Below are 12,829 nucleotides of genomic sequence, written 5' to 3'. Positions count from 1 at the left end.
AGCCATGACAGCGACGACCGACGGAAGTACCGGGGCCATGCCGCCCCGCACTGCCTCGGCCCGCGAAACCGCAGAAACGACAACTCCCGGGGCGGCCGGGACAGTCGAGACCCGAGACGCCGCCACGCGCGCGATAGAGCGTGCCACCGACTTCCTGCTCTCTCGGCAGGACCCCCAGGGCTGGTGGAAGGGCGACCTCGAGACGAACGTCACGATGGACGCCGAAGACCTGCTCCTGCGGCAGTTCCTGGGCATCCTCGACGAGACGACCACCCGCGCCGCCGGCCTCTTCATCCGCGGCGAGCAGCGCGACGACGGTACCTGGGCCACGTTCTACGGCGGACCTGGTGAACTCTCCACCACCATCGAGGCGTACGTCGCCCTGCGGCTGGCCGGGGACGGCCCGGACGAGCCGCACATGGCGAAGGCGTCCGCGTGGATCCGCGAGCGGGGCGGTATCGCCTCGGCCCGTGTCTTCACCCGGATCTGGCTCGCCCTGTTCGGCTGGTGGAAGTGGGACGACCTGCCCGAACTCCCTCCGGAACTCATCTACTTCCCGAAGTGGATGCCACTCAACATCTACGACTTCGGGTGCTGGGCGCGGCAGACGATCGTGCCGCTCACCATCGTCTCGGCGAAGCGTCCGGTACGCCCCGCGCCGTTCCCGCTCGACGAGCTGCACACCGACGCCCGCAATCCCAACCCGGTCAAGCCTCTTGCGCCGGTGGCGAGTTGGGGCGGCGTGTTCGAACGCCTCGACAGGGCTCTGCACCACTACCGCAGGTTCGCGCCACGACGGCTGCGCAGAGCCGCGATGAACACGGCAGGGCGCTGGATCATCGAGCGGCAGGAGAACGACGGCTGCTGGGGAGGAATCCAGCCGCCCGCCGTGTACTCGGTCATCGCACTCCATCTGCTCGGCTACGACCTCGAACACCCGGTGATTCGCGCCGGGTTGGAGTCGCTGGACCGTTTCGCCATCTGGCGGGAGGACGGCGCCCGGATGATCGAGGCCTGTCAGTCACCGGTGTGGGACACCTGTCTGGCCACCATCGCCCTCGCCGATGCGGGCGTACCCGCCGACCACCCGCAGCTCGTGAAGGCCGCGGACTGGATGCTGGGGGAGGAGATCGTCCGGCCCGGCGACTGGTCGGTCAAGCGGCCTCATCTTCAGCCGGGCGGCTGGGCGTTCGAGTTCCACAACGACAACTACCCCGACATCGACGACACCGCCGAGGTCGTCCTCGCGCTGCGCCGGGTCAAGCACCACGACCCTGAGCGCCTGGAGAACGCCATCGGGCGCGGAGTGCGCTGGAACCTCGGCATGCAGTCGAAGAACGGTGCCTGGGGCGCCTTCGACGTCGACAACACCAGCGCCTTCCCCAACCGGCTGCCGTTCTGCGACTTCGGAGAGGTCATCGACCCGCCGTCCGCCGACGTCACCGCGCATGTCGTCGAGATGCTCGCCTTCGAGGGGCTCTCGAACGATCCGCGCACCCGCCGGGGCATCGAGTGGCTGCTCGCCGAACAGGAGGCGAACGGCTCCTGGTTCGGGCGCTGGGGCGTCAACTACGTATATGGCACAGGGTCGGTGGTGCCCGCGCTGGTCGCCGCCGGACTGCCCGGTTCACACCCGGCGATCCGGCGGGCCGTGGCCTGGCTGGAGACCGTACAGAACGACGACGGGGGTTGGGGCGAGGACCTGCGCTCCTACCACGACGTCCCCGAGTGGAGCGGCCGCGGCGCTTCGACGGCCTCCCAGACCGGGTGGGCGCTGCTCGCACTGCTCGCGGCGGGGGAGCGCGACTCCAAGGCCGCCGAGCGCGGGGTCGGCTGGCTCGCGGAGACCCAGCTGGCGGACGGCTCCTGGGACGAGCCGTACTTCACCGGCACCGGGTTCCCGTGGGACTTCTCGATCAACTACCACCTCTACCGCCAGGTCTTCCCCCTCACCGCGCTCGGCCGGTACGTCCACGGCGAACCCTTCGCCGTGGCCAAGGGGGGCTGATGAGTACGAAGCCCGAACCGGCCCCGCTGCTCATCGCCTGCGCGCTCGGCATCGAGCACCTCGCGCTGCGCAGCGGCGACCGTGGCGGCGCCGACGGGTCCGTCACCGTGCTGCGTACGGGCATGGGGCCCCGGGCCGCCGAGCGGGCGGTCACCCGGATCCTCGCGGACCCGGCACTGAGCGAGGCGGCCGTCCTGGCCACGGGGTTCTGCGCGGGGCTCGCCCCGGGCATGCACCCCGGGGACCTGGTCGTCGCCGAAGAGACTCGGGACACGCACGGCAGCACGCCGTGCGTGGGCACCGAACTACTGGTCAAGGAACTGGTGCGTGCCCTGCCCGGGCGCACCGTCCACACGGGGCCGCTCGTGGGCTCCGATCACGTCGTACGCGGTCACGAACGGGCGGCTCTGCTCGCAACCGGCGCGATCGCGGTCGACATGGAATCGGCGTCCACGCTCCGGAGCGCCGTGCGCACGGGCGTGCGCCCGGTTGCGGCCGTACGGGTGGTCGTGGACGCTCCAGAACATGAACTCGTCCGTATCGGTACGGTGCGCGGTGGAATATCAGCTTTCCGTGTTCTTCGTGCCGTCCTTCCCGCTTTTTATGAATGGCACCGTTCTTTGCTGCTCCCTCGGAGGTGAGCCAGATGGCCATGCCGCTTCGGCAGTCCATGAAGGTCGCTGCATACCTGTTTGAACAGAAGCTCAGGAAGCGGGACAAATTCGCGCTGATCGTCGAGCTGGAACCCCTCTTCGCGTGCAACCTCGCATGTGAGGGCTGCGGCAAGATCCAGCACCCCGCCGGGGTGCTGAAGCAGCGGATGCCCGTGGCCCAGGCCGTGGGCGCCGTGCTCGAGTCGGGCGCGCCGATGGTGTCCATCGCCGGCGGCGAACCGCTGATGCACCCTCAGATCGACGAGATCGTGCGGCAGTTGGTGGCCAAGAAGAAGTTCGTCTTCCTGTGCACCAACGCGATGCTGCTGCGCAAGAAGATGGACAAGTTCAAGCCCTCGCCGTACTTCGCGTGGGCCGTGCACATCGACGGGCTGCGCGAGCGGCACGACGAGTCCGTCGCCAAGGAAGGCGTCTTCGACGAGGCGGTCGAAGCCATCAAGGAGGCCAAGCGCCGCGGCTTCCGGGTCACCACCAACTCGACGTTCTTCAACACCGACACCCCGCAGACCATCATCGAGGTCCTCAACTTCCTCAACGACGACCTGAAGGTCGACGAGATGATGCTCTCGCCCGCCTACGCCTACGAGAAGGCTCCCGACCAGGAGCACTTCCTCGGCGTCCAGCAGACCCGGGAGCTCTTCAAGAAGGCCTTCGCGGGCGGCAACCGGCGCCGCTGGCGCCTCAACCACAGCCCGCTCTTCCTCGACTTCCTGGAGGGCAAGGTCGACTTCCCGTGCACGGCCTGGGCGATCCCGAGCTACTCGCTCTTCGGCTGGCAGAAACCCTGCTATCTGATGAGCGACGGGTACGTCCAGACGTACAAGCAACTCCTGGAGGAGACCGACTGGGACTCCTACGGCCGCGGCAAGGACGACCGGTGTGCCAACTGCATGGCGCACTGCGGCTACGAGCCGACGGCCGTCCTCGCCACCATGAGCTCCCTCAAGGAGTCCATCCGCGCCTCACGCGAGACCTTCATGGAAAGCCGCGTGTGACGTCATGACCGCCATTTCCTTGGGCCTCCCCGAGGTGCCGGTCCGACCGATCGCGGAGCGCCGCCTCTCGCGGCAGATCCAGGTCGGACCGGTGGCGGTCGGGGGCGGAGCGCCGGTGTCGGTGCAGTCGATGACGACGACGCGTACGTCGGACATCGGCGCCACCCTGCAGCAGATCGCGGAACTCACCGCGTCCGGCTGCCAGATCGTCCGCGTCGCCTGTCCCACACAGGACGACGCGGACGCCCTCGCGACCATCGCCAGGAAGTCGCAGATCCCGGTGATCGCGGACATCCACTTCCAGCCGAAGTACGTGTTCGCGGCCATCGACGCCGGGTGCGCGGCGGTCCGGGTGAACCCGGGCAACATCAAGCAGTTCGACGACAAGGTGCGGGAGATCGCGCGGGCGGCCTCCGCCGCGGGCACCCCGATCCGGATCGGCGTCAACGCCGGGTCGCTCGACCAGCGGCTGCTGAAGAAGTACGGGAAGGCGACGCCCGAGGCGCTCGTCGAGTCGGCGCTGTGGGAGGCGTCGCTCTTCGAGGAGCACGGGTTCCGGGACATCAAGATCTCGGTGAAGCACAACGACCCCGTGGTCATGGTGAACGCGTACCGGCAGCTGGCCGCCCAGTGCGACTATCCGCTGCATCTCGGTGTGACGGAGGCAGGACCGGCGTTCCAGGGGACCATCAAGTCGGCTGTCGCCTTCGGGGCGTTGCTCAGCGAGGGCATCGGGGACACCATCCGGGTGTCCCTGAGCGCGCCGCCCGCGGAGGAGTGCAAGGTCGGCATGCAGATCCTGGAGTCGCTCGGGCTGCGGGAGCGGCGCCTGGAGATCGTCTCGTGCCCGTCCTGCGGGCGCGCCCAGGTCGACGTGTACAAGCTGGCCGACGAGGTCACGGCCGGCCTGGAGGGGATGGAGGTCCCGTTGCGCGTCGCGGTCATGGGCTGCGTCGTCAACGGCCCCGGTGAGGCGCGGGAGGCGGACCTGGGGGTCGCCTCCGGCAACGGCAAGGGGCAGATCTTCGTCAAGGGCGAGGTCGTCAAGACCGTGCCTGAGTCGAAGATCGTGGAGACCCTCATCGAAGAGGCGATGAAGATCGCCGAGCAGATGGAGAACGACGGCGTCGCGTCCGGCGAACCGGCCGTCACCGTGAGTTGATCAGCACGGACCGAGAGGGGGCCCGAGCGTGACGATTCTGGAGAGCATCCGGGGACCACGCGACCTGAAGGCGCTGTCCGAGGCGGAGGTCGGTGAACTGGCCGACGAGATCCGGGAGTTCCTGGTGCACGCGGTCGCAAGGACCGGCGGTCACCTCGGGCCCAATCTGGGGGTGGTGGAACTCTCCATCGCGCTCCACCGGGCCTTCGAGTCGCCCGTCGACCGCATCCTGTGGGACACCGGCCATCAGAGCTACGTACACAAGCTGCTGACGGGACGTCAGGACTTCTCCAAGCTGCGCGGCAAGGGCGGCCTGTCCGGCTACCCGTCGCGCGAGGAGTCCGAGCACGACATCATCGAGAACAGCCACGCCTCCACGGCGCTCGGCTGGGCGGACGGTCTTGCCAAGGCCCGCCAGGTGCAGGGCGAGAAGGGGCATGTCGTCGCGGTCATCGGCGACGGCGCGCTCACCGGGGGCATGGCGTGGGAGGCGCTGAACAACATCGCCGCCGCCAAGGACCGGCCGCTGATCATCGTCGTCAACGACAACGAGCGCTCGTACTCGCCGACCATCGGCGGTCTCGCCAATCACCTGGCGACCCTGCGGACGACGGACAGTTACGAGCAGATCCTCGCTTGGGGCAAGGACGTACTCCTGCGCACGCCGGTCATCGGGAACACCGTCTACGAGTCGCTGCACGGCGCGAAGAAGGGGTTCAAGGACGCCTTCGCGCCGCAGGGCATGTTCGAGGATCTCGGGCTCAAGTACGTCGGGCCGATCGACGGGCACGACGTGCGGGCCATGGAATCCGCGCTGCGGCGTGCGAAACGCTTCCACGGGCCTGTGCTGATCCACTGCCTGACGGAGAAAGGACGTGGATACGAGCCCGCGCTCGCGCACGAGGAGGACCACTTCCACACGGTCGGCGTGATGGACCCGCTCACCTGCGAGCCCCTCGCGCCCGCCAACGGGCCTTCCTGGACCTCCGTGTTCGGCGACGAGATCGTCAGGATCGGGGCGGAGCGCGAGGACGTCGTGGCGATCACGGCGGCCATGCTGCATCCGGTGGGGCTCGGCAAGTTCGCCGAGAAGTTCCCCGACCGGGTGTGGGACGTCGGCATCGCCGAGCAGCATGCCGCGGTGTCCGCGGCAGGGCTGGCTACCGGCGGCCTGCATCCCGTCGTCGCCGTCTACGCCACCTTCCTCAACCGTGCCTTCGACCAGCTACTGATGGACGTGGCACTGCACCGGTGCGGTGTCACCTTCGTGCTTGACCGGGCGGGCGTCACGGGCGTGGACGGCGCCTCGCACAACGGCATGTGGGACATGTCGATCCTCCAGGTCGTGCCGGGGCTCCGGATCGCCGCGCCGCGCGACGCCGACCAACTGCGGGCGCAGCTGCGGGAGGCGGTCGCCGTCGACGACGCGCCGACGCTGATCCGGTTCCCGAAGGAGTCGGTGGGGCCGGCGATTCCCGCCGTCGACCACGTGGGCGGCATGGACGTCCTGCACCGGGGGGACCGGCCGTCGGTGCTCCTGGTGGCCGTCGGTGTCATGGCACCGGTCTGCCTCCAGGCCGCCGAACTGCTCGAAGCCCGCGGTATCGGCTGCACCGTCGTCGACCCGCGCTGGGTCAAGCCGGTCGACCCCTCGTTGCCTGGACTCGCCGCCGAGCACCGCATGGTGGCCGTCGTCGAGGACAACAGCCGGGCGGCCGGTGTCGGCGCGGCGGTCGCGCTGGCATTCGGGGACGCGGACGTCGACGTACCCGTACGGCGGTTCGGCATTCCGGAGCAGTTCCTCGCGCATGCCAAGCGTGGTGAGGTGCTGGCCGACATAGGTCTCACGCCGGTCGAGATCGCCGGGCGGATCAGCGCCGGTCTGGCAGTCAAGGACGAGCTGTCCAAGGAGAAACAGGAATGACCATCCCTTCAGGGAAGGCGCCTTCTGGGGAGACCTCCTCCTCGGGGAAGCCCTCTTCCGAGAAGTCGAACTCGGTGAAGTCCCCTTCCGCGAAGCCTGAGTTCGACCTCGGCGCGCTGCTCGCCGAACGCGGAGCCGAGCGCTACGAGCTGCACACCAAGTACCTGAACCACCAGCTCCCGCGCATGCTGCACACCATCGGCTTCGACAAGGTGTACGAGCGGGCCGAGGGCGCCCACTTCTGGGACGCGGACGGAGCGGACTACCTGGACATGCTCGCCGGGTTCGGGGTGATGGGCCTGGGCCGCCATCACCCCGTGGTCCGCCAGGCACTGCACGACGTCCTCGACGCCTCGCTCGCCGACCTCACCCGCTTCGACTGCCAGCCGCTGCCCGGGCTGCTCGCGGAGCGGCTGCTCGTCCACAGTCCGCACCTGGACCGGGTGTTCTTCGGCAACAGCGGCACGGAGGCTGTCGAGACCGCGCTGAAGTTCGCCCGGTACGCGACCGGGAAACCGCGGATCCTGTACTGCCCGCACGCCTTCCACGGGCTGACCACCGGGTCGCTGTCCGTGAACGGCGAGGACGGTTTCCGCGACGGCTTCGCGCCCTTGCTCCCCGACACGGCCGTCCCGCTCGGTGATCTCGACGCCCTGGAACGGGAGTTGAAGAAGGGCGACGTCGCCGCGCTCATCGTCGAACCCATCCAGGGCAAGGGGGTGCACGAGACACCGCCCGGATATCTGCGCGCCGCCCAGGAGTTGCTGCACAAACACAAGGCGCTGCTCATCGTCGACGAGGTGCAGACGGGCCTGGGGCGGACCGGGGACTTCTACGCCTATCAGCACGAGGAGGGTGTGGAACCGGACCTGGTGTGTGTGGCCAAGGCGTTGTCGGGCGGCTATGTGCCGGTCGGCGCCACGCTGGGCAAGGACTGGATCTTCAAGAAGGTCTACTCGTCGATCGACCGGGTCCTGGTGCACTCGGCGAGCTTCGGGTCGAACGCGCAGGCCATGGCGGCAGGCCTTGCCGTGCTCTCGGTCATGGAGAACGAGCAGATCGTGGCCAACGCCCGTGCCACGGGAGAGCAGTTGAAGTCCCGGCTTGCGGCGCTCGTGGACAAGTACGAGCTGCTGAGTGACGTACGCGGCCGGGGGCTGATGATCGGCATCGAGTTCGGGCGGCCCAAGTCGCTGAAGCTGCGCAGTCGTTGGACGATGCTGCAAGCCGCGCGCAAGGGGTTGTTCGCCCAGATGGTGGTCGTGCCGCTGCTGCAACGGCACCGCATCCTCACCCAGGTCTCCGGTGACCATCTGGAGGTGATCAAGCTGATCCCGCCGCTGGTCATCGATGAGGGGGACGTGGACCGCTTCGTGGATGCCTTCACGGCCGTGATGGACGACGCGCACGGCGGGGGCGGGCTGATGTGGGACTTCGGGAAGACCCTGGTGAAGCAGGCGGTGGCGAACCGGTGACGGAGCGGTTGCTGAGACCGCAGGGGTGCCGAACCGTTTGACTTTTGCCTCTGGGGCAAGAAGTTTGCCCCAGAGGTAAGGCTCGGGCTCAATGGAGGCATGAGCACCGCCGAGGGTATGAACCCTTCCCCGCAGGGAGCCGCCGACGAGCTGCACGTCGTCGCACCCCAGCTGCGTGGGCTGCGCCGCCGGGCCTCCCTGACCCTGGAGTCCGCGGCCCGTGCCGCCGGGCTCTCGCCCGCCCACCTCTCGCGCCTGGAGACCGGGCAGCGCCAGCCCTCGCTGCCGATGCTGCTCGCACTCGCTCGTATCTACGGTACGACCGTCTCCGAGCTGCTCGGCGAGACGGTCCCCGAGCGGGACGCCGTGGTGCGCGCCGCCGACATGGAGCCGACCGCGGCGGGCGGCTGGACCTACTGGCAGGCGGGCGGCTCGGGCCGCGGGATGCAGGCCCTGCGCGTGCACGTCCCGTACGGCTCGCAGGGCGACATCGTGCGCGTCCACCCCGGTGAGGAGTGGCTCCACGTCCTGAGGGGGCGACTGCGGCTGCGCCTCGGTGACCGCGCGCATGTGCTCGCCCCGGGGGACAGCGCGCACTTCGACTCGCTCACCCCGCACCGTATCGCCGCCGCCGACCGGGACGGCGCCGAGCTGCTCTTCGTACACACCCTGCTACAGAGCCCCACCGCCGCGCTGTGCCTCGGCCCGGCGACCGACCACCCGACCCTGGGAGAGAAGACGCCATGACCGATCCCACGGAATCCGGCCCGCGCCGCTCCATGGACGACAAGCTCCCCCGCGCACTGTGGGTACGGCTGATCATCTACGTCGCCGTCGGCCACCTCTTCGCGGCCTTCGTCTACCTGCTGTTCACGCTGGGCGCACAGAACCAGTAGGCACCCGTCGGCCGGGACCGGGAGACCTGTGCCGTGTCAGTCGAGGAGCCGCTCGCGCAGCCCGGCCCGCAGCTCCGGGGTGAGCCCAAGGCCCCGCTCCAGGTACACGTCGACGCTGCCCCAGGTCTCCTCGATCGTCTCGAAGGCCGCGGTCAGGTACTCGGCGCGGGCGTCGAACAGCGGGCTGAGCAGCTCCATGACCTCCGGGGAGTACGCCGACGCGGAGGAGCTGCTGCGGTGGACCTTGTAGCGACGGTGCAGGGCGTTCGACTCCAGGTAGTCGGCCACGATGGCCTCGCGCTCGACGCCGACGGCCAGGAGTGTCACGGCTATGGAGAGGCCGGCGCGGTCCTTGCCCGCGGCGCAGTGCATCAGCGCGGGCACACTGTCCTCGGCCATCGAGTGCAGCACTTGGGAATGCTCGGCGGTGCGCTCCTTGACGATGGCGCGGTAGGAGTTGATCATCCGGTTCGCCGCCTTGCCGTCCGCGAGGAGCGTGCGCAGCTGTTCGAGATCGCCGTCGCGGACCATCTTCCAGAACTCGGAGCCGTCGGCCGGGTCGGTCAGCGGCAGATTCACGTTGCGCACGCCCGGCAGCTCGACGTCCGGACCCTCCAGCTTCTGGTCCGAAGCGTTGCGGAAGTCGAAGATCGTGTGCAGGCCGAGGGAGGCGAGGAACGCGGCGTCGTCCTCCGTGGCATGCGCGAGATGTCCGCTGCGGAACAGCACCCCGTACTTCACCCGACGGCCGTCCACGGTGGGCAGGCCGCCCACGTCCCGGAAGTTGCGCACAGCGGTCAGCTCGGGTTCGGTCGACGGGACCTGCTGTGTCACGGGGGCTCCTCCCGGTCAGCCGTCGGCGCTGCTCGGCGTCGCCCGCCGACGGACGTTGCGCTCTCGACGATACGACATGGGTTCCTGGGGCAATGAGTTGTCCACAGGCGTTGTCTTCGCAGGTGCGGGCCGTCGCCTCCGGAACTGCCGGGTGCGCGATGGTGTGAGGATTTATTCCTGTCTGTCCGCATCTATGGAGGCTCGATGGGGGAGATCGGTGCGGACGATGATGCGGTAGTTATCCGACTGCGTCGCATCTGGCTGTTCTGTCCGGATTAGCTGTTTCATTACAACTGGCCCTGTAATAAGGCATCCTGGGTCAACGTGCGTGAGCAGCGTCATATTCGTGACGATGTGTTGCGGCGCCTCTTTGTCAACCTGCCCGGATTCTCTGGTGAATTGCCGGGCCGGAAAGGCCCTCCGTCGACGGAGGGTGACGGTAATTCCGGCGTGGATCAAGGGTGGCGCAGGCGCAGAAAATCCACATGCTTGTCGACGCGGTCTTATTTAGCTTACGTTCACCCTCAATCCGGACGGACGCCCAATCCTGCCGCCGACCGGAATCCGCACACTCACCCGTATGTGGCAGGAGCGGGGGACCCACAGGTAAGACGCCTGTTCCGGTCTCCGGAACGGCTAGGGGTATAGCCGCGCAGCAGCGCGGCCGGGCATCTCCAGCCCGCACCCGACAGCTCACCTCGCAGGCGCCGGAGAGGAATTCGTCATGCCCGCGAAGGGTAAGCACCGCCGTCCCAAGTCCCAGCGTTTCACGCGCTCGATCGCCGTGGCCGGAACGGGTGGCGCCGCGCTCGCGCTGCCGCTCATGGGAGCCACCGGGGCCCATGCCGCGACCTCGGCTTCCACGGCTTCCACTGTTTCCACGGCGTCGGAAAAGGCTGCCACGGCTGCCGAAAAGGCCGCCACTTCCGCTCCCGCCGCGGCCGAGAAGACCGCGACGAAGACCTATGCGGTAAAGGCCGGTGACTCCCTCTCGAAGATCGCCGGCGATCAGAGCGTCAGTGGCGGCTGGAAGAAGCTGTACTCGGACAACCGCAAGGCTGTCGGCGAGGACCCCGCGCTCATCCACCCGGGTCTGAAGCTGACGATCGGCAAGAAGGCCGCCGCGTCGAGTAGCGCGACCAAGTCGTCCAAGTCGACGAAGTCCTCGAAGGCGTCCGAGTCGTCCGCCAAGACGGCGGCCGAGCCCACGGCCAAGGCCGACGACACCGCGGCCTCCAGCAGCAGTTCCGGTTACGCGCTGCCGGTTGAGGGCGCGACCATCGGCACCGGCTACAAGGTCGCCGGCAGCATGTGGTCCAGCGGCTACCACACGGGCGTGGACTTCGTGGTCCCGACCGGCACCACCGTCAAGTCCGTCGCCGCGGGCACCGTCGTCTCGGCGGGCTGGGGTGGCGCGTACGGTAACCAGGTCGTCATCCAGCACGCCGACGGCCAGTACTCGCAGTACGCCCACCTCTCCTCCCTCTCCGTCTCGGCGGGCCAGACCGTGACCGAGGGGCAGCAGATCGGCCTCTCCGGGGCGACCGGCAACGTCACCGGACCGCACCTGCACTTCGAGATCCGCACGACGCCGGACTACGGCTCGGACGTGGACCCGGTTGCGTACCTGCGCTCCCACGGTGTCACCGTCGGCTGACGTCTCTCGCTCGCCGCCGAAGGCCGGACCCCACGATCCCCAGGGTCCGGCCTTCGGCGTTTCGTGCTCAGGATGTCGCGCCCTCGGGCATTCCCTTCCAGACGCGGTGGCTGTTCAACTACCCCTGGTGGGCCCTTATTCCGAGCTTGACCCAGACTTTATGCGTGGCTTATGTCACCACCCGTCAACCCCATAATACGGTCGCGTAGGTCACACTCGAAGGTGAATCATGGGTTGTTGTGGCAGACGATTCGAAGAGTGGCAACAGATCAGTGATCGGGTCGTACGTAGCGGTGGGGGACAGCTTCACCGAGGGCGTCGGCGACCCCGGGCCTGACGGGGCCTTTGTCGGTTGGGCGGACCGGTTCGCGGTACTGCTCGCGGACCGGCGCCCCGAGGGCGACTTCACCTACACCAATCTCGCCGTCCGCGGCAAACTGCTCGACCAGATCATCGAGCACCAGCTTTCGCGGGCGAAGGAGCTGGCGCCGGACCTGGTCTCCTTCTGCGCGGGCGGCAACGACATCATCCGGCCCGGCGTCGACCCCGACGAGGTCGCGGAGCGCTTCGAGCGCGCGGTCGCCGACCTCACCTCCGTCGTCGGCACCGTCCTGGTGACGACCGGGTTCGACACCCGTGGCGTGCCCGTGCTGAAACACATGCGCGGCAAGATCGCCACGTACAACGGGCACCTACGGGCCATCGCCGACAGGTACGGCTGCCCTGTCCTGGACCTGTGGTCCCTGAAGACGATTCAGGACCGCCGCGCCTGGGACGGCGACCGCCTCCACCTGTCACCCGAGGGCCACACCCGCGTCGCGCTCCGGGCCGGCCAGGTCCTCGGCCTCGAAGTGCCGGCCGACCCTGACCAGCCGTGGCCGCCGCTCCCACCGCGCGGCACGCTCGAGGTCCGGCGCGACAACATCCACTGGGCGCGCGAATACCTGGTCCCGTGGATCGGGCGGCGGTTGCGCGGCGAGTCCTCCGGGGATCATGTGGCGGCCAAGGGGACGCTCTCGCCGGACGACATCAGGACATGGATCGACGCGGTGGCCTGAGCCGGGACGTGATGCAGGAATGGTCGAGGGGTGGTGGGGGGGGGGCGGGGGGGGGGGGCCCCCCCCCCCCCCCCCCGGGGGGGGGGGGGGGGCGCGGGCGCGGGGGGGGGGGGGGGGGGCCACCCCCGGGGCGCCGATGGGGATAA

11 protein-coding genes and 1 riboswitch are annotated in these 12,829 nt (G+C 68.7%); of the genes, 10 read left to right on the top strand and 1 reads right to left on the bottom strand.

Going from position 1 to position 12,829, the window contains the following annotated elements:
• The first annotated feature begins 4 nt into the window (after window positions 1-4).
• From shc to ACIPC1_RS22720, 8 genes are all read left to right on the top strand, one after another.
• Window positions 5-2,008, top strand: a complete 2,004-nt coding sequence (gene shc, locus ACIPC1_RS22755; protein WP_402519619.1) for a squalene--hopene cyclase — start codon at window positions 5-7, stop codon at window positions 2,006-2,008.
• Window positions 2,008-2,649 (top strand): 1-hydroxy-2-methyl-2-butenyl 4-diphosphate reductase, encoded by a 642-nt coding sequence (locus ACIPC1_RS22750; RefSeq protein ID WP_402519616.1) that lies wholly within the window; start codon window positions 2,008-2,010, stop codon window positions 2,647-2,649. Before shc ends, ACIPC1_RS22750 begins: the two co-directional genes overlap by 1 nt.
• Window positions 2,650-2,654: 5 nt before the next feature.
• A complete protein-coding gene (gene hpnH / locus ACIPC1_RS22745; RefSeq protein ID WP_365431267.1) occupies window positions 2,655-3,677 on the top strand; it encodes an adenosyl-hopene transferase HpnH in 1,023 nt (340 codons plus the stop codon).
• A gap of 4 nt (window positions 3,678-3,681) precedes the next feature.
• Window positions 3,682-4,839, top strand: a complete 1,158-nt coding sequence (gene ispG, locus ACIPC1_RS22740; protein WP_402519613.1) for a flavodoxin-dependent (E)-4-hydroxy-3-methylbut-2-enyl-diphosphate synthase — start codon at window positions 3,682-3,684, stop codon at window positions 4,837-4,839.
• A 28-nt stretch (window positions 4,840-4,867) separates the two neighbouring features.
• Window positions 4,868-6,763 carry a 1-deoxy-D-xylulose-5-phosphate synthase gene (gene dxs, locus ACIPC1_RS22735; RefSeq protein ID WP_402519610.1) on the top strand — a complete coding sequence of 632 codons (1,896 nt, stop codon included), beginning with the start codon at window positions 4,868-4,870 and terminating at the stop codon, window positions 6,761-6,763.
• A complete protein-coding gene (locus ACIPC1_RS22730; RefSeq protein WP_402519607.1) occupies window positions 6,760-8,238 on the top strand; it encodes an aspartate aminotransferase family protein in 1,479 nt (492 codons plus the stop codon). The genes dxs and ACIPC1_RS22730 overlap by 4 nt, the downstream gene beginning before the upstream one ends.
• Before the next feature lie 99 nt (window positions 8,239-8,337).
• Window positions 8,338-8,985 (top strand): helix-turn-helix domain-containing protein, encoded by a 648-nt coding sequence (locus ACIPC1_RS22725; RefSeq protein WP_402519604.1) that lies wholly within the window; start codon window positions 8,338-8,340, stop codon window positions 8,983-8,985.
• A gap of 32 nt (window positions 8,986-9,017) precedes the next feature.
• Window positions 9,018-9,134, top strand: coding sequence for a DUF6126 family protein (locus ACIPC1_RS22720; protein ID WP_384393498.1), 117 nt, complete (start codon window positions 9,018-9,020; stop codon window positions 9,132-9,134).
• A 36-nt stretch (window positions 9,135-9,170) separates the two neighbouring features.
• Here ACIPC1_RS22720 and ACIPC1_RS22715 read toward each other — a convergent pair whose 3' ends face one another.
• On the bottom strand, window positions 9,171-9,968 hold the full coding sequence (locus tag ACIPC1_RS22715) for a tyrosine-protein phosphatase (RefSeq protein ID WP_402519602.1): 798 nt from the start codon (window positions 9,966-9,968) through the stop codon (window positions 9,171-9,173).
• A gap of 555 nt (window positions 9,969-10,523) precedes the next feature.
• A riboswitch (cyclic di-AMP (ydaO/yuaA leader) is annotated at window positions 10,524-10,688 on the top strand.
• Window positions 10,689-10,692: 4 nt separating this feature from the next.
• Here ACIPC1_RS22715 and ACIPC1_RS22710 point away from each other — a divergent pair.
• Window positions 10,693-11,625 carry a peptidoglycan DD-metalloendopeptidase family protein gene (locus tag ACIPC1_RS22710; protein ID WP_402519599.1) on the top strand — a complete coding sequence of 311 codons (933 nt, stop codon included), beginning with the start codon at window positions 10,693-10,695 and terminating at the stop codon, window positions 11,623-11,625.
• A gap of 272 nt (window positions 11,626-11,897) precedes the next feature.
• Entirely contained in the window at window positions 11,898-12,683 is a 786-nt protein-coding gene (locus tag ACIPC1_RS22705) for an SGNH/GDSL hydrolase family protein (protein ID WP_402520560.1), read from the top strand.
• Window positions 12,684-12,829 lie beyond the last annotated feature (146 nt).

It is taken from the genome of Streptomyces sp. NPDC087263 (genome assembly GCF_044744645.1).
GTDB lineage: Bacteria > Actinomycetota > Actinomycetes > Streptomycetales > Streptomycetaceae > Streptomyces.
This window is presented reverse-complemented; position numbering and strand designations above follow the sequence as displayed.